General features: G+C 61.7%; 20 protein-coding genes. 12 read left to right on the forward strand and 8 right to left on the reverse strand.

The features are described from left to right. Positions 1–13: 13 nt before the first annotated feature. Both ACX80Z_RS12075 and ACX80Z_RS12080 read right to left on the reverse strand, forming a co-directional pair. Positions 14–901, reverse strand: a complete 888-nt coding sequence (locus tag ACX80Z_RS12075) for a polysaccharide deacetylase family protein (RefSeq protein WP_459316042.1) — start codon at positions 899–901, stop codon at positions 14–16. Positions 902–955: 54 nt separating this feature from the next. Next, positions 956–1,924, reverse strand: coding sequence for an asparaginase (locus ACX80Z_RS12080; protein WP_459316043.1), 969 nt, complete (start codon positions 1,922–1,924; stop codon positions 956–958). Positions 1,925–2,110: 186 nt separating this feature from the next. On the opposite strand from ACX80Z_RS12080, the gene ACX80Z_RS12085 reads away from it, so the two are divergent. The 6 genes from ACX80Z_RS12085 (at position 2,111) to fmdA (ending at position 6,271) form a co-directional block, all read left to right on the forward strand. After that, positions 2,111–3,112, forward strand: coding sequence for a LacI family DNA-binding transcriptional regulator (locus ACX80Z_RS12085; RefSeq protein ID WP_019484183.1), 1,002 nt, complete (start codon positions 2,111–2,113; stop codon positions 3,110–3,112). Between the two features lie 78 nt (positions 3,113–3,190). Beyond that, a complete protein-coding gene (locus ACX80Z_RS12090) occupies positions 3,191–3,511 on the forward strand; it encodes a lycopene cyclase domain-containing protein (RefSeq protein WP_019484184.1) in 321 nt (106 codons plus the stop codon). Further along, positions 3,508–3,867: a lycopene cyclase domain-containing protein gene (locus tag ACX80Z_RS12095; RefSeq protein WP_459316044.1), complete on the forward strand. Its 360-nt coding sequence runs from the start codon at positions 3,508–3,510 to the stop codon at positions 3,865–3,867. Before ACX80Z_RS12090 ends, ACX80Z_RS12095 begins: the two co-directional genes overlap by 4 nt. A 156-nt stretch (positions 3,868–4,023) precedes the next feature. Beyond that, positions 4,024–4,659, forward strand: a complete 636-nt coding sequence (locus ACX80Z_RS12100; protein ID WP_019484186.1) for an AmiS/UreI family transporter — start codon at positions 4,024–4,026, stop codon at positions 4,657–4,659. 31 nt (positions 4,660–4,690) lie between these two features. Continuing rightward, entirely contained in the window at positions 4,691–4,981 is a 291-nt protein-coding gene (locus tag ACX80Z_RS12105) for an FmdB family zinc ribbon protein (RefSeq protein WP_459316045.1), read from the forward strand. Positions 4,982–5,014: 33 nt separating this feature from the next. Continuing rightward, positions 5,015–6,271 (forward strand): formamidase, encoded by a 1,257-nt coding sequence (gene fmdA / locus ACX80Z_RS12110; RefSeq protein WP_019484188.1) that lies wholly within the window; start codon positions 5,015–5,017, stop codon positions 6,269–6,271. Positions 6,272–6,371: 100 nt separating this feature from the next. Here the strand turns inward: fmdA and ACX80Z_RS12115 are convergent, their stop codons facing one another. Beyond that, on the reverse strand, positions 6,372–7,016 hold the full coding sequence (locus tag ACX80Z_RS12115) for a response regulator (RefSeq protein WP_019484189.1): 645 nt from the start codon (positions 7,014–7,016) through the stop codon (positions 6,372–6,374). Then, positions 7,009–8,301, reverse strand: coding sequence for a sensor histidine kinase (locus ACX80Z_RS12120; RefSeq protein ID WP_459316046.1), 1,293 nt, complete (start codon positions 8,299–8,301; stop codon positions 7,009–7,011). The genes ACX80Z_RS12115 and ACX80Z_RS12120 overlap by 8 nt, the downstream gene beginning before the upstream one ends. A 186-nt stretch (positions 8,302–8,487) precedes the next feature. Here ACX80Z_RS12120 and ACX80Z_RS12125 point away from each other — a divergent pair, with 186 nt between their 5' ends. Next, positions 8,488–9,561, forward strand: coding sequence for an ABC transporter permease (locus ACX80Z_RS12125; RefSeq protein WP_459316047.1), 1,074 nt, complete (start codon positions 8,488–8,490; stop codon positions 9,559–9,561). Positions 9,562–9,601: 40 nt separating this feature from the next. Continuing rightward, the gene (locus ACX80Z_RS12130) at positions 9,602–10,309 is read left to right on the forward strand and encodes an ABC transporter ATP-binding protein (RefSeq protein WP_459316048.1); all 708 of its coding nucleotides are present in this window, start codon (positions 9,602–9,604) and stop codon (positions 10,307–10,309) included. Between the two features lie 109 nt (positions 10,310–10,418). Here ACX80Z_RS12130 and ACX80Z_RS12135 read toward each other — a convergent pair whose 3' ends face one another. From ACX80Z_RS12135 to ACX80Z_RS12145, 3 genes are all read right to left on the reverse strand, one after another. Then, a complete protein-coding gene (locus ACX80Z_RS12135; RefSeq protein WP_459316049.1) occupies positions 10,419–11,228 on the reverse strand; it encodes a glucose 1-dehydrogenase in 810 nt (269 codons plus the stop codon). Between the two features lie 25 nt (positions 11,229–11,253). Then, complete coding sequence (locus ACX80Z_RS12140) at positions 11,254–11,673, reverse strand: Hsp20/alpha crystallin family protein (RefSeq protein WP_019484195.1); 420 nt, start codon at positions 11,671–11,673, stop codon at positions 11,254–11,256. Positions 11,674–11,797: 124 nt separating this feature from the next. Then, a complete protein-coding gene (locus ACX80Z_RS12145; protein ID WP_459316050.1) occupies positions 11,798–12,820 on the reverse strand; it encodes a LacI family DNA-binding transcriptional regulator in 1,023 nt (340 codons plus the stop codon). 306 nt (positions 12,821–13,126) lie between these two features. Between ACX80Z_RS12145 and ACX80Z_RS12150 the strand changes: the two genes are divergently transcribed. The 4 genes from ACX80Z_RS12150 to ACX80Z_RS12165 all read left to right on the forward strand — a co-directional run bounded on the left by ACX80Z_RS12150 (position 13,127) and on the right by ACX80Z_RS12165 (position 16,564). After that, on the forward strand, positions 13,127–14,107 hold the full coding sequence (locus ACX80Z_RS12150) for a glycosyl hydrolase family 32 (RefSeq protein WP_459316051.1): 981 nt from the start codon (positions 13,127–13,129) through the stop codon (positions 14,105–14,107). Next, a complete protein-coding gene (locus ACX80Z_RS12155) occupies positions 14,104–15,279 on the forward strand; it encodes a serine hydrolase domain-containing protein (protein ID WP_459316052.1) in 1,176 nt (391 codons plus the stop codon). Before ACX80Z_RS12150 ends, ACX80Z_RS12155 begins: the two co-directional genes overlap by 4 nt. 195 nt (positions 15,280–15,474) lie before the next feature. After that, a complete protein-coding gene (locus tag ACX80Z_RS12160) occupies positions 15,475–16,176 on the forward strand; it encodes a hypothetical protein (RefSeq protein ID WP_459316053.1) in 702 nt (233 codons plus the stop codon). A 112-nt stretch (positions 16,177–16,288) separates the two neighbouring features. Continuing rightward, positions 16,289–16,564 carry an SOS response-associated peptidase family protein gene (locus ACX80Z_RS12165; RefSeq protein ID WP_459316056.1) on the forward strand — a complete coding sequence of 92 codons (276 nt, stop codon included), beginning with the start codon at positions 16,289–16,291 and terminating at the stop codon, positions 16,562–16,564. 34 nt (positions 16,565–16,598) lie between these two features. Here the strand turns inward: ACX80Z_RS12165 and ACX80Z_RS12170 are convergent. Beyond that, positions 16,599–16,797: ATP-binding protein (locus ACX80Z_RS12170; RefSeq protein ID WP_459316054.1), on the reverse strand; the 199-nt coding region annotated here is incomplete at its 5' end.

Below are 16,797 nucleotides of genomic sequence, written 5' to 3' on the forward strand. Positions count from 1 at the left end.
GCCGGGTAGCGGGTTAGGGTGCGGTGCGGGGGTAACGGGCGGAGAAGTCGCGGGCGATCGTCTCCATGTTCACGAACTCGACGCCGTCGTGGCCGGCGATGTGGTCGAAGAGGCGTTCAAGCATCAACAGGTTCTGGGGCCGGCCGGAGACGTCTGGGTGGATCGTCAAAGGGAACACGGCGTAGTCCATTTCGCGGTAGACCCAGTCGAACTGGTCCTTCCACATCTGCTCAATATCGCGGGGGGAGACGAAACCGTGGCTGTTGGCGCTGCCCTTGATGAACATCATGGGAGGCAGGTCATCGAGGTACCAGTTGGCAGGGATTTCGATCAGGTCGGTTTCCTTGCCGCGAACCAGGGGCTTCATCCATTCCTGGGCGGAGGCGGCGTCGTAGTTGATCTTGGTCCACGAGTCACCCACCCGCACGTAGTAGGGGGTGAAGTCGTTGTGCATGAGGGAATGGTCGTAGAGGAAGCCGCGTTCGAGCAGGATCTCGTTGGTGACGTTGGAGAATTCCCACCACGGAGCCACGTAACCCACCGGCTTCTTCCCGGTGCGGGTGGTGAACAGGTCGATGCAGTGATCCAGCACCTCGGTCTCCTGTTCGCGTGACATCGCGATGGGGTTTTCGTGGCTGTAACCGTGCACGCCCACCTCGTGGCCGGCGGCGACGGTGGCTTCGAACTGCTCGGGGAAGGTTTCGATGGAGTGTCCGGGCCAGAACCAGGTCACCGGCATTTCGCGGTCCTGGGCCAGCTTCAGCAGGCGTGGCACGCCAACCTCGCCCGCGAAGATGCCACGTGAGATGTCTCCGGGTGAATCCTCGCCGCCGTAGGAGCCGAGCCAGCCACCCACGGCGTCCACGTCAATGCCTACTGAAACAAAAATCTTCTTGGTCATGCTGTTCCTCCTGGATGGGTTGGTGCTAGGTACTGCAGGGGTGGTTCGGGTCGATTAGCTATGGACGGCGAACCGGTGCGGGAAGGTTATCGGGTCGGGATCCGCTGCCAGCAGCAGAGCGGCAAGGATCCGGGATTGGAAGGGGTTGAGGTCGCGGGCTATGACAGCGCCAGCTCGGACCAGGTCTTTTCCACCGCCGTTGCCGTAGGTCGGTATCACCGGACCCCAGGGGGTGCGGCTGCTCAGAATCACCGGCACGCCTGCCGCGGTGAGGTCGGCGACGGCGGCGGCGAATCCCGCTCCGGCGTTACCGATTCCCGTTCCGGCGAGCACTACCGCGCTGGCTCCCGTCGCTGCGGCATGCCGCAGCAGTTCCGGTGTGGCGCCTGGGTAGGCGGTGATGATCTCCACGTGCACGTCATCGAACGCAGCGGTGGGCAGCGGTAACGGCTGAAGACGTGACGGGGCGGCGGTGACGACGACGTCGTCGCCAGCCAGGTGCGCCACCTCCACCCCTCCGGCAAAAGGACTGGCCGCGGTGGTGTGTGCCTTGCGGGCGCCGCGGGCGCTGCGAATCGAACCGGCGAAGGAAATCAGCACGCCGGCGCCCTGCAGGTGCTTGTCCGCCGCAGCAATGACGGCTTCCGTGAGGTTGCGCGGGCCGTCGGGTGAGTCACTGTCGGCGAGATGTTGCGCCCCAGTGAGGACCACGGGCTTGCGGCTGTTGTGCACTAGATCAAGGAGGAACGCTGTCTCCTCCATGGTGTCAGTGCCATGTGTAATGACGACGCCGTCGACGCCGGGCTCGGCGAGTTCGGCAGCGACTTCCTCGGCGATGATCCGCAGATCATGCAGGTCCAGGGAATAACTCCCGACGGTGAGCAGATCCCGGGACGTGACCTGGTGCGCATCGGACAGCGCAGCTGCCAGCGATTCGGTGCTGTCCGAGGCGACGGCGCCGCCGGGACCTTGCCCGCGGGACGCGATGGTGCCACCCGTCCCTAGTATCCGAATCGAAGCCACGTGCTGTCTCACTCCCTGGTTGTCTTGTCCCCGCGTAGGCGAACTGGTCAGTCAATCGATTGCAGCAAACGTATGCCGCAAACGTTTGTGTAGTGCGTGATAGCGATACTATGGGGAAGTAGATGTGAAGCGCAACACATTTCACAACTGTTTACATTGGGCTCATTTTCGACACGAAATGGAAACATGCACGGCACCGTACCCGTCACACTCAAGCTTTTGGCCACCGAGCTGGGCCTCAATGTCTCTACTGTGTCGCGGGTACTGAATGACCCCGCCGGGGTGGAATCGAAGTGGGCCGCCCCGCAAACCACCGAACGAATATTATCGTTGGCCCGGGAGCGCGGTTACAGCCGAAACCCGCATGCGGCGTCGCTGCGGACGGCGCGCTCAGACACTGTGGGTGTGATTGTCCCGCGACTGCAGGACTATGTGCTGGCCACCATCTATGAGGGCATCGATGAGGCGGCAGCAGAGAACGGTCTGTTCGCGGTGGTCGCCAACTCTCTGGACGACAGCACCAAACAGCGTGCCAAGGCCGAGATGCTGCTGGGCCGGCGCATCGATGGATTGATCTTCGGCGACGCGCACCTGCAAGAGCCATACCTCGACGAGTTGGCCGCCCGCGGCGTCCCGCTGGTGCTCGTCAGCCGCACCTCCGGCGACCATGTCAGCGTCACCTGCGACGACTACGCCGGGGGCAGGCTCATGGCCGAACATTTCCTGGCCACAGGTCGGCGCACTTTTGCGTTGATTGCCGGATCCGAGGCAACGTCAACGTCGAGTGACCGTACCGCCGGATTCGTTGATGTGCTGACCGACGCGGGGCTCAGAATCCCCGCTGAATGGGTCATACACAACGGGTTTGATCCCGCCGCCGGCCAGGAAGCGGCGGCGCGGATCCTGGCGTCCGGCCGGATGCCGGAGGCAGTCTTTGCCGTCAACGACTTCGCGGCAATCGGTGCCCTGGGGGTGTTTCAGGAAGCTGGACTGTCGGTTCCCGATGATGTTGCGGTGGGGGGCTTCAACGACACCCCGCTTGCCGCCGGCGTGAACCTGACGACAGTCCGCTCGCCCATGCACGAGATGGGGCGCCTTGGGCTACAGGCATTGCACTTGTTGATGGCGGGCGGCGCCCCGGAGAGTCTGCGTCTGTCTCCGGAATTGGTGGTGCGCGTCAGCGCTTAGACGGTGGGGAACAATAAGGTACATGTGCACACGATTAGGGGTTGCCGGCAGTAACCAGCGGACGGTTGGCGGGGGAACATGAGTCTGGTCTATCTTGGCGCGCTTCTCTTCTCGCTCGGCGGTTCGGTGCTCCTGGATTGGAGGTTTCGCCTCACGTTCTGGCGGGACGCCCGCAAAGCCTTCTGGACCATGACCCTCGGGATTGTCTTTTTCATCATCTGGGACCTCTTCGGTATCGCGCTCGGGATCTTCTTTCGCGGCGTTACCGACCTCATGACGGGAATTCTTCTCGCCCCCGAGCTGCCCCTTGAGGAACCGTTCTTCCTCGCACTGCTGTGCTACACCACCCTCAATGTGCTGGGCGCGGTCGCCGTCCGGGAGCGAAAGGCGGCGGCGTGACATATCTAATCCTCAACATCATCTTCTTCATCCCAATTCTGGCGATTGCAGCCTGGGCCTATCGGACGCGACGCCAGCTGCTTCCCAGCCGGCGGGCAATCGGAATCACTCTGATCGTGCTGCTGCTGGCAACTGCGGTGTTCGACAACGTGTTGATCGCCGCTGGCATTGTGGACTACAACCCTGACCTCATTCTCGGCATCCGGTTGGCGCTGGCCCCCATCGAGGACTTCGCTTACACCGTCGGGGCCTGCATCCTGCTGCCGTCGCTGTGGGCACTTATTCCCGGCCGGGCACCCAACCAGGAGTCCAGCTCCAGCCCGGCGCCCCACCCCGGCGAGAGTGGCGGAGGCTAGAAGCAGCAAGCCATTGACAGCAGATTTCCGCCCTACTAACGTCTCCATCACAAGTCCATACCTTTGATCGCTCTCGCCACTTTGTGCCAGCCCTGCGGCTGACTCGAAGTGGCTTCCCTATTTCAAAGTTTCCCTCTTCGTTGTGCGAGGAGTGCCATGAGCAGTGTTGGTTTGTTGTACGTCGGCGCGGTTCTCTTCATGAATGGCCTGATGTTGATTGGGCTGGTCCCGGGCAAGTCCGCGGCCATCCTCAACTTCTTCGTCGGGGTCATGCAGGTAGTCTTCCCGACCATCATCCTCATTCAGTCCAACAACGATCTGGCGATCATCTTCGGTGCGGCAGGGCTGTATCTGTTCGGGTTCACTTATCTCTATGTCGGGATAATCCAGATGACTGGGATCAGCGGCGAAGGCCTGGGGTGGTTCTCCGTCTTTGTTGCAGCCTGCGCCGTGGTGATCGGCATCCTCCAGTTCACCCTGGTGGGAGACCCCGTGTTCGGGGTGATCTGGTTGACGTGGGCCGTCCTCTGGTTCCTCTTCTTCCTCCTGCTTGGCTTGGGGCGGGATTCCCTGACCTTCACCACGGGCTGGTTCACCATCTTCGTCGCGCACATCACCGGGACCATTCCCGCGTTCTTTCTCCTGACCGGCAGGTACGAGACAAATGACGGGTACGCCGTCCTGGTAGCAATTGCTGCCGCAGCCGCTCTGGGCGCAGCCTTCTTCCTGGGGCGCCGAGGCATCCCGCGGGGCAAAGCATCGCAGGAGAACCAAGCCGTGGCGCCTGCGTAGGAAACAACCCACAGAAAGGACAGTCTGACCGATGCCGATCTACGAATACCGGTGCCCCGAATGCAGCATCTTCGAGGTCATCAGCCCGATGAGCGCGGCCTCCGATCAGCAACTTTGTCCTACCTGTGGGGGCGCCGCCCGACGGAAGATGAGCGCGCCCAACCTGTCCAAGGCCGGCTCGTCGGCCTTCCAGCTCATTGATTCAACGGAACGCAGCGCCTCAGAACCGGCGGTGGTCAGCGGGGCGTTGCCGTCCAAATCCAAACGCAAGAGCCAGCCCTACACGACCAATCCACTTCACAGTAAGCTGCCGCGTCCCTGACCCACGGTGTGCGGCCAACCCAGAGGAGATGAAATGCCCGACGTCATATTTCCACTCGACTCCGCCAAGAAGTTCGAGGATCAGGAAAAGATTGGCCACAACCGGTGGCACCCGGAGATCCCCCCGGTGGCGACCGTCAAACCGGGCGACTCCTTCAGGGTCCACTGCCGAGAGTGGTTCGACGGCGCGATCGTCAACGATGACTCCGCCGACGACATCCTCAACGCACCCCTGATGACTGTCCACAAGCTCAGCGGCCCCTTCGCCGTCGAAGGCGTAAAGCCCGGCGACCTCCTGGTCGTCGACATTCTCGACGTCGGACCGATCCCGCAGGAAGACTCCGGTCCGCTGGCCGGGCAGGGCTGGGGTTACACCGGCATCTTCTCGAGGAACAACGGCGGCGGCTTTCTCACCGAGCAGTTTCCCGACGCCTATAAGGCGATCTGGGACTTCTCCGGCCAGGTGGCCACCTCACGGCACGTACCCGAGGTCTCCTATGTGGGGCTGATCCACCCGGGCCTGATGGGAACCGCTCCATCCGCCGAGCTCCTTGCCAAGTGGAACAAGCGCGAGGGTGACCTGATCGCCACCGATCCCAACCGGGTACCGCCGTTGGCCCTCCCGCCCGAGCCGCAATTCGCGGTGCTCGGTGGCCTTCCGGCGTCGGAGTTTGATCGGGTTGCGGGGGAGGCTGCGCGCACAGCGCCGCCCCGGGAAAACGGCGGTAATCAGGACATCAAAAATCTGTCGAAGGGGACCAGGATCTTTTACCCTGTATTCGTGGACGGGGCGAACCTGTCATTGGGAGATCTCCACTTCTCCCAGGGCGACGGCGAAATCACCTTCTGCGGTGCCATCGAGATGGGCGGTTTCATCGACCTCCGGGTCGATGTCATCAAGGGCGGAATGGAAACCTATGGGGTGAGCGAGAACGCCATTTTCATGCCGGGCATCGTCGACCCCCGCTACAACGAATGGATCGCGTTCTCCGGCACCTCGGTAACCCTGGATGGGAAGCAGCACTATCTCGACTCCCATCTGTCCTATCAGCGGGCCTGCCTGCACGCCATCGACTACCTCACCAAGTTCGGCTACAGCCCGGAGCAGGCCTACCTGCTGCTGGGGTCGGCGCCGATTGAGGGCAGGCTGTCCGGTGTGGTGGATATCCCCAACTCCTGCTCAACGGTGTACCTCCCGACGTCGATCTTCCACTTCGATGTCCGCCCCTCGGCCTCCGGTCCACATCAAATTGATCCCGGGATGGGGGCACCGAAGTCGCACAACGTGTAATTCAACGTCCGCAGACTGCCGGTGCCAGTGGGCGGGGACGCCACTGGTGCCGGTATTACGGGCCCTGCGTTGGTCGGCAGTAGGCAATCCGCGACAAACCTTAGGTGCGGATGACTCGTTGCTTCCTCGCAGCGGAAATAGCTGCTGTGCGGTTGTCAACGCCTAGCTTCTCGTAAATGTGGACGAGGTGGGTCTTGACCGTGGCTTCACTGATGAAGAGGTCTTTGGCAATTTGACGGTTCGTCATTCCAGTCGCGAGGAGACCAAGGATCTGAACCTCCCGGCTGCTCAACGAGGGCGCGGGATTTTGGATCCGCCCCATCAGTCGGGCTGCCACTTGAGGGGCGAGCGCGGTCTGGCCTGCCGCGGCGGATTGCACGGCCTGGCGGATTTGTTCCGGCGGCGCGTCCTTCAGCATGTATCCGCTGGCCCCGGCCTCGACCGCGGCCATGATATCGGCATCCGAATCGTACGTCGTCAGAATGAGCACAGGTGGTGCGGAATCGAGCTTCCTGATTTCCCGGGTAGCCGTTACACCATCCATTCCAGCGCCCATCTGCAGGTCCATGAGAACAACATCCACCGGCTCGGCCAGACTCGCCGCCCGGCTGAGGGCAGATAACGCTTCGGCCCCGTCGGAGGCCTCCGCAACCACCGTGATGCCCTCGAAATCGCTGAGCATGGCTCTTAGCCCGGCACGAACCACTGGGTGATCATCGACGAGGAGAACCCTGATCTCAGGCATGAGATTCTTCGATGTCGAAAGGGGCCAGGGGAAGACGGATAGCGACAACTGTCCCTTCACCAACGGTTGACTCAATGTCCACCACCCCACCCATGGAGGTGACCCGTTGGCGCACAGATTGCAAGCCGAATCCTGTGCCGTCGGACCGAAGCGGCGGATCTGAGAGGGTACCCAGGGCGTCGAATCCGGTGCCGTTGTCGTAAACATCCAGGGTGACATCCGGTCCGAGGAACCCGAGCGTCACGACGGCGGTGCTGGCCTGGGCGTGCTGATCAACGTTGGAAAGGGTGGATTGGGCGGCTCGCAGGAGGGCGACTTCATACGGTGGGGGCAACTGGACAGGTTCGCCGTCGAGCTCAAACCGGCACCTCAGGGGTGAACCGTGTGCTGCGGCCTGACGTTCGACCGTGGCGCAGATTCGGCGTAGCCGGGTCACGAGTGAGTCGGCGTTGGCATTGTTGGAGCTCAGGCCGCGGACAAAACGTCGTGCTTCGTCGAGGTTCTCTGAGGCCGTCACCTGAATGGTGCGAATTCTTTCCTTCGTGAGCGCGGTTGACCCGGCCTCGAGCGACGTTTCAGCGGCGCGGGAAATCAGAACAATACTGGAGAGCCCTTGCGCCAGGGTGTCGTGAATTTCCCGAGCCAGCCGCTCACGTTCAGCGAGGACCCCCGATTCATGTTGGGTTCGGGCAAGGGCCGCTCTGGTGTTGCGTAGTTCATCCAGTGCTCGGCGCTGGTTGACTCCCTCGGAGTAGAGGCTTTCGTAGACCATCGCCATGACCACGGCAAAGACGGCACCAAGCCCGGGCCCGATAATCATTGCCGCATGCAGTTCACCACTGTGGTTCCATTGGGCCGCCGACACCGCACCGGTCATCAGGAGGACGGTAACAATCGCGTGCCTGGTATGAAGCAGATGAAGGTGAAGAAAAAACAGGGGAAAAGCGAGCCACGAAAAGTCTGCGCTGAGCACTAGAAGGACCAGCCAGAGCAAGGTCACACTGGCCAGCCAGATCTTGCTGTAGCGGCGAGGTTCCAACCTCCAGGGCGGTATCTCTCCGTCAGCCGCGCGCTTCTCGGCCAGTGTCCCGGCGAGGTAAAGCGCACCCAGAACGGCAGAAATCATGATGACCATCCAGCTGGCCGCCCGCTGGGGTGTTGCCACTGTGCTGACGGTGCCGACAACGAGGAGTGTTGCGAAACCCAGATGAAGGCTCACCCGCAGCACTTTCAGTACCGCTGCTCCGGTGTGAACCTCGGGCACCGGAGTAGGAGGAGCGGTCATGTGTCCAGCTTATCGGGGCGATATCCGGCGGGCATCAACCAAACGATTGATCGCAGGGTCATCCCCTCCATGTCAGCCAATCAACCGTGATCACGATGTGCCGGCAGGCAGTTCACCTCAGAGTGGATATAGGCCCTCAGAGGCTACCGACCTACCAGCTCACCTGCATCGAAAGAGGAACAAAGCATGTTTTTAGCACTACGAGATATTCGTTTCGCCAAGGGACGTTTTGCCCTGATGGGATCCGTAGTTGCGCTGATCACTCTCCTCCTGGTCATGTTGTCCGGTCTGACCGCCGGGCTGGCAAATCAATCGACGTCTGGGATCGAGCAGCTCGACGCTACAACCATCGCGTTCGGCGCTCCCGACGGCGATGAGCCGAAAGCTTCCTACACGGAATCCCAGGTGAGCACCGATCAGCTCCGCGTCTGGCAACAGGCTGACGGAGTCCTGAAGGCGGAAGCCTTGGGCATCAGTCAGGTTCGGATCCAATCCGGGGGGACCTCCAACGCCGCGGTTTTTGGGGCCGTCCCGGATGGTGCGCTTGCTCCGGGCCAACTGCGCGCCGGTAGCGTGGTTGTCAGCCGGCAGCTATCCACCGACCTGGCGCTCGCTGTCGGGGATACCGCCAAGATCAACGGTACCGATCTCCAGGTGGCAGCCATCATCGACGATCAGTGGTACAGCCACACCCCGGTAGTTTGGACAACCCTGACGGATTGGCAGAACCTCTCGCGAGTCTCTGACCCGAATGTCATCGGAACGGTCATCGCCGCCACTTACGACGACGCCGCGGGCCAACTGCCAGACATTGACGGTGCGGCCCGAACCACCAGTACGACGACGACGGAGAGCTTCGGCGCCCTGGCCTCCTTCGGATCGGAAAACGGATCACTGAAGATGATGCAGGGTTTCCTCTACGGGATTTCGGCTTTGGTGATTGTCGCCTTTCTCACCGTGTGGACAGTCCAGCGCACCCGCGACATCGCTGTTCTCAAGGCCTTGGGTGGTTCCAACAAATACATCCTCGGTGACGCGATGACCCAGGCAGCGATTGTCCTGGTTGCGGGCGCCAGCCTCGGAGGGGTCTTGGGGTTGGGTGGCGGATTCATCGCCGTCCAGGCCGCACCCTTCACGATCTCACCAGCCACCACTCTCGTCCCGATCGTCGGCATCGTTGTGCTGGGTTTGGTCGGATCAGTGCTGGCGGTCCGCCGCGTCACCAGGATCGACCCGCTGATCGCCCTCGGCGGCAACTAAAACCATCGATAGCCTTTCACCGAGCAAAGAGGGACACCCAATGAACGCAAACAACACACCCGCCCTGAATCTGGTCAACGTGACCCTTGAATACCCCGATGGCGACTCGGGCACCCTCAAGGCCCTGGACAACGTCAACCTTGCAGTCGCCGCCGGAACGATTACCTCACTGGTCGGACCGTCGGGCTCCGGTAAATCCAGTCTGCTGGCCGTCGCGGCGACCCTTGTCCGCGCAACTAGCGGGCACCTCGCTATCAACGGAATCGACGCCACTGCGCTGACCGATCAGGACCGAACAACACTGCGCCGCGAGGAGGTGGGCATCATCTTTCAACAGCCCAACCTTCTGGCCTCGCTCACGGCCATGGAGCAGCTCATCATTGGAGAACACCTGCGTGGCACCGCGCCCCGAGTCGCCCGCCCCCGGGCAATGGAAATGCTCGATGTTGTTGGCCTGTCCGATGCTGCCAGCCGCCGCCCACATCAGCTATCCGGTGGGCAGCGTCAGCGGGTCAACATTGCCCGGGCTCTGATGGGAGACCCATCAGTGCTGCTAGTCGATGAACCCACGGCGGCCCTGGACCATGAGCGATCCGATTCGATCATCCGGTTGTTGTGCAGCATCACCCGCGAATTCCGGGTGGCAACCGTCATGGTCACCCACGACACCGAATTCGTTCCGCTCACCGATGCTGTAGCCACCATGCGTGATGGCAGGCTCTCCGCATCCGAACTCATCGCATCCTAGAGACTGCGTACACGACGGTGGCGCTGTTGACTAGGTGAGCTGATTGAAACGGATGAGGTTGCCAGCGGGGTCGCGGAGGGCGCAGTCGCGCACGCCGGCAGTGGATTTATCAGCTTCCATCGGCGGGGGTAACTGTTCCGGCGGTGTCCCCACCGTCGATGACGAACTCGGCTCCTGTCACGAAGGACGATTCGTCGGACGCTAGGTAGAGGACAAGGTTGGCCACTTCTCCTGGGTGGCCCACCCGGCCGAGTGCGACCCGGCTCATGTCGATGGGCACGTTTTCGGTCATGGGTGTGGAGATGACACCCGGATGAATGGAGTTGACCCTGATTCCGTAGCGTCCCAGATCAAGTGCGGCGCTCTTGGTGAGCCCGCGCACACCGAACTTCGAGGCAGTGTAGGCCGAGATCGCCTCATAGCCCCGGATCCCGGCTATCGACGAGATGTTCACTATCGAAGCGCCCCTGGACCGCTTGAGTGCTGCGATTGAGGATTTGATCCCGATGAACGTACCCGTCAGATTAATACCGATAACCCGGTCCCACTGCTCCAGCGTGTAGTCCTCAATGGGTGCGAAATCCACAACGCCGGCATTGTTGATCACCACATCCAAAGCACCGAACATCTCAACGGCAGCGCCGACTGCTGCTTCCCAGTCCTGAGGGCTGGTCACATCCAGATGCACGTAGTGAACCCCGGAGCCTATCCGTTCCGCGGTCTGCTGGCCTTCCGCGTCGAGGACGTCCCCGATGACAACCTTGGCTCCTTCGCCATGTAAACGGGCAGCCACTGCGGCTCCGATGCCGCGCGCACCCCCACTGATCAGTGCCACTTTGTCGATGACGCGGTCCATGTCACGTTCCTCTCGGTTAGTCAGGTGGTTGTCGGCGTCGGTGAAGTTGTCGACATCGCGCACGGCATAGGCGGTGCGGGTTCCCCGGTCAGCCGCGGCTGATGGGGACCTTCTTCGGTGCGGGGGCCTCAGCGGGTTCTTTCGGTACCGGTAGGCGTACCTCGAGTACCCCGTTGACGTACTGGGCCTTGATGTCTTCTTCCTTGACCCCGGCGGGAAGCGGGACAGTGCGGCTAAAGGAGCCGTAGCGGAACTCGGAGTGATAATCGTCCCCGTCTTTGTGTTCCTCATGTTCCCTCCGTTCGGCACGGATGTTCAGGAACCCCTCGTCCAGGGTGATTTCGATGTCCTTATCGGGATCGACGCCGGGCACTTCTGCCTTGACTACCAGATGGTCGCCGTCAACATATTCCTCTACGCGGATCGGCGACGCACCCCGTTTGGTATCAAACAGGCGGTCCATTGAATTGAGCAGGTCCAACGGGGACCACCTCGACAGGTCAGACATGGCAAGTCCTCCAGAGCTAGGAAGCGCGATAGTCCCTGCAGGGACCTATGGTCCTCCAAGTAAAGACCTGCCAAAAAAGCCTCGACAGGGACCAAAGCCCTGACCTTCAGCCTTCGGGGAGCGGCTAGACCTGCCGGATGGAGGCGCGCACGATGACGGGCATCTCCACGAGATGCTCGCCGTGAGGAGCCGTCCCGTCCAACAGTAGTTCGACGGCACGAGCGCCCATTCCCTCGTGCGGAAGGGCGATCGTTGTCAGCCCGGGACGAAGGTACGAGGCAATTTCGTCGTTATCGAACGAGACGATCGAGACGTCGTCGGGCACCCGGAGCCCACGCTCCGTCAGCGCTTGATAGGCGCCGAAGGCGAGGGGATCGTTGAGGCACAGCAGCGCTCGCGGGAGGACAGGTTCAGCGAGGAGCGCCTCCACCGCGGTGAACCCCTGCTGGGGTGCCCATTCCCAGATCGATTCCTCCCGCTCGAAGGTCAACCCGCGGTCCTGCATTTCTGCCCGAATCCCCGCCAGACGCCGTGCGACGGTGGTCGACCGGAAGGCATCCCGCTCGATCTCTTGGTTGTGGCCCAGGAGGACGATGCCCTCGCGGTGGCCTGCGTCGGCCAGCAGTGACACAGCCGCTCGTCCACCGCGTTCCTCATCGGGCAGGACCGACGTCGAGTGGCTGTCGCTGGTGGCGTTGAGCAGTACCAGGCGAGTGTTATCCGGGAGGACGGGAGCCACCACTTCCCGGGAACGCATGGTCGCGAAGACGATGCCGTCCACCTGCCGGTCCAGCAGCGCGGCAATGGCTTCGGTCTCGCGGGTGGGGTCACCGCCGGTCTCGGCCAGCAGGATGACGTGCTCCGCCTGTTCGGCGGCGGCCAGCGCTCCCTTGATCAAACCGCTGGCGAAACGCGTGGATGCGACGGTGTCGGAGATGAACCCGATCGTTTGGGTCTTATCCACCCGGAGGCTGCGGGCCGCCACATTCGGTCGGTACCCCAACTCCGCTGCGGCGCGGTGGACGCGGTCGCTGGCATCCTTGGACAGTCTGGTGTCCGGGCGGCCATTGAGAATCATGGATGCGGCCGACGACGACAAACCAGCCCGACGTGCGACGTCGGCAAGGGTCACACGCCTGGTTGTCATTAGTTCCTCCTGCTCGATGCTAGCTCTCCATAACGACTTGGCAAACCACTTGCGTAATCGCCGAATAGCCTCCAAGCTGGGTGCTGAATGGATTTAGCATTCATCACTGTGGATCTCCTGAAGAGAATCGTCGACGAAGGAGTCACCTATGAATTCACCACGACGGCCCCCTGGTCGCCGTCGAGCCGTTGCCGTAGTAGCCTTCATGGCCGCCGCCTTCCAGCGCCAGTTTGTCCGCGCGCTGCGTCAGGGTGCCGTCAAGGGCTGACGCCGCTTCACTTCCCGCTTCAACCAAGGATCATCACCATGAGCTTCACTCTCGCCGACCACTGGGTCTGGGATTTCTGGCACGCCGACGACGGCGACACGCACCACCTCTTCTACCTTCACGCCCCGAAGTCGCTGGGGAATCCCAATCTCCGGCACCGGAACGCCCGCGTGGGGCACGCGACCTCGACGGACCTGACGACTTGGGAGGACCACGGAGTGGTGCTTGAGCCGGGGGAGTCCGGTTCCTTTGATGGCAGCGCCACCTGGACCGGCAGCGTAGTCCGCGGTGACGACGGGGTGTGGAACATGTTCTATACCGGATCACGGTTTCTGTCCCCGGACGCCGTCACCAACGTGGAAACGGTCGGCCGGGCTCTCTCTTTCGATCTGGCGTCGTGGACCAAGCAGTCGGGACAGATCTCGGCGGACCCGCGCTGGTATGAGACTCTCACCGATGCCACCTGGCATGAGGAGACATGGCGCGATCCGTGGATTCACCGCGATGCCACCGGCCTGTGGCACATGCTCCTCACCGCACGGTCGCGATCGGGCGTTGGGTGGGACCGCGGCGTGATTGGCCATGCGACGTCGACCGATCTCGAGCAATGGACCACGCAGCCGCCGCTGAGCGAACCGGGTGCGGGGTTCGCCCACATCGAAGTGGTCCAGCTGGTGACCATCGAGGACAGGCCAGTGCTTCTCTTCTCTTGTGATACCGATCACCTGGCCGGAGCGCGCGAGGCGGACGGAGTGCAGGGCGGGATCTGGGCGTTGCCACTTGAATCGGATTCTCTGAAGCGTCCTCTCGATACCGCTTCAGCGGTTCAGCTGACCCACGATGAGCTCTACGCTGGCCGCGCGGTGCAAACCCGATCGGGGGAGTGGGTGCTCCTGGCGTTCGAGAACGTTGATAGGGAGGGAACCTTTATCAGTGGTATCTCGGATCCTTTACCCTTGTCCTGGGCGACGGATGGATCACTTTCAGTTTCAATTGCACGAGCAAAGGTCAGCGCGTGAGCGAAAAGCACGGTATTCATGGCTCAGTCGATGGGCGCTTCGCCTCGGTGCGGGACGCCTTTGCAGCCGCCTTCGAGGGCAAGCCCTGGATGGGCGCGGCCCTGGCGGTCCACCACCAGGGAGAACTGGTGGTTGACCTGTGGGGCGGAGTGGCTGACGCCCGCGATTCCACGCCCTGGACCAGCGACACTTCGACGGTCGTCTTCTCCTGCACCAAGGGGATCATGTCGATCCTCATCGCCCGCCTCGTTGAAGCCGGTCGGTTGGACTATGACAATCCGATCACCGACATCTGGCCGGAGTTCGGCGCCCACGGCAAAGACAAGGTCACCATTGGTGATGCGCTGTCGCACCGGGCGGGCGTATCGGCACCCCGACGGTCAGTGAGCCTTGAGGAAGCGCTCGACTGGGAGACCATGACCGGCTTGATCGCCGGGCAGGAACCCTTGTGGGAGCCCGGCTCCGGGTACGGGTACCACGCGTTGACGCACGGCTGGATTACGGGCGAGATTATCCGCCGGGTCACTGGAAAGATGCCGGGTGAGTACCTGGCTGACACCCTCACGGGACCACTGGGCGCCGACCTTCGAGTGGGTGTCCCTGCCAACGAGCAGGCCAACGTTGCCCACCTGGAGGCAGGTGAAAGTCTCCGCGAGTTGGTCCAAATGCAGATTGCTGCCGCCGAGCCCGGAGTCATTGACTGGCCCATCCATGCGATGACGCTGGGGGAGGCCTTCCCTCAGGAACTGGTCAGCCCGAACTCCGGTTTCAACCGGTCCGACGTCCGGGCTGGTTTGTTTCCCGGAGCTGGCGGCATCGCGACCGCCCGCGGGCTGTCGGCCGCCTGGTCCTCCGTCATCCATGACACCGACACCACGCGACGACTCGACCCGACGGTGCTCAAACTGGCCACCGAGGCACGAAGCGAGGGGGCGCCTGTGTTCCCTGCGCCCGCTCCGTGGCCCCGTTGGGGAGCCGGTTTTCAGCTCGACTCCGAAGCACGCCGCTACGTCTCTACCGACGGATTCGGCCACGACGGCGCCGGTGGCCAGGTGTCGTTTGCTGAACCGGAACTGGATCTGAGCATCGCGTTTGTGACCAACTGGATGGAAGCTGGCGACGATCAGAGGGCCACGATAATCGTCGACGAACTCAGGAAAGCCGTCAGCTAGAGAATGCATGCTACGACTCTTGGGTAGGTATCAGGACTTCTCTCCCCAGGAAGGCAAGCCAATCTACGTATGCAGGTGTTTTCGGCGCTCCGCGGAACCAAGGGCATACACCAAGTAAACCTTCGGCAGGCCCTTTTGATCCAGCAGCAAATTTACAATAGGTATCGTCATGCTGAATCCGTAGGATCAGGTCTCATGGAACCTCTCGCCAGCGGTCAGCTGGAAGTGAAGCGCGCCCGTATTGTCGATCTGCTTCCGCTAAGTTGGAACACGTCCCTGACACTGAGCAGAGGAAAAAGTCCTCGGAATGCTTGGCAAAAGCGGCTGCAGGCAGCGATTACGCTGCCAATCCTCGTTCTCCTGTTCCTGATGTACATGCCGTCAGGGGACGTGATCACCTCGCGCTCCCGCGATGCCGTGATTCTTCTGACTGAAGCCAGAAGTATTAAGAAGACGCTGCAGCGTTTAGGATCTATGGTTCTCGTTTTCCTCTACTCACTATTCGCGTTCATCATCTGGCTGTTTTCTCTCACGCTCTTGGGCGACACCATTGGACCTTGGGTAGGGCTTCTGCCCCCTCTTTGGTTGGTGGTCGGGTTCTTGCTTTTGGTGACGTCAATGGGCGGCAGCCTTTCGGCGCTAAGCCAAGCTCTGGTGCTGGTCCGCCCGCGCGGGCCTTACTGGGTGGCGCAGGCACTTGCGTCCGCGCCAGAAGCGCAGATGAGTGGGCTTGAATTTGCGAGGACCGCGATCGAGAACTTCGTTCCCGCCGGAGTCCCAGTCGTTGTAACCGCAGCGTCAGACAGAATAGCCGTTGTCTACGAGCGGTTTGGGTTTGTGCGTCAGAAACCAGGCGGTCTGAATTTGATTGGGCGATCAGCCGCCCATCATCCGTGACGCGCTGGGGCACAACTATTAGCGACAGGGATCGGAAATCTTCGGGCAGGCTTCATCTGCCGGTTGACGTATTAGAACGTTATCGGCGTTTGGCTGAGTAGGTCGATTCGACATTGCTCGCGAAGGACTGGTCCCGGTATGGTCCAGAGACCCAAGAGCTTGCGCCAAGATGATCAACGCCCGCTCCGAGACGATCACTGAGAAACCGTCATTTCATACCGCCTCGGCGAACGTAGCGGGTGCGCCCAGCGCGGTGTCGTTGATCATCGCAGTGGGTGCGGCAAAGCAGAATGGCCTCTCTGAGCATCCGGCGTCTGATGATGTCCACGCTTGCTCAGGTTCGTATCGAGCTTATTTTGTTAACGCCAACCCAAAACAGGGCCATTAGTGCCAATTGAAAACAGGGCCACTGGTTGTTCGTTCTATTGTGCCGTACTGGTTGTTGGCTGGTGTTTTGAGAGCCGGTAGCTGTTGCCTTTGAGGCTGATGACGTCGGCGTGGTGAACGATTCGGTCGATCATGGCTGAGGCGATGGTCAGGTCCCCGAAAACATCACCCCAGCGGGCGAAGGGCAGGTTCGAGGTCAGAATCAGGGAGGCGTGTTCGTAGCGGCTGGAGACG

The sequence above is a fragment of the Arthrobacter sp. TMT4-20 genome (assembly GCF_054510775.1).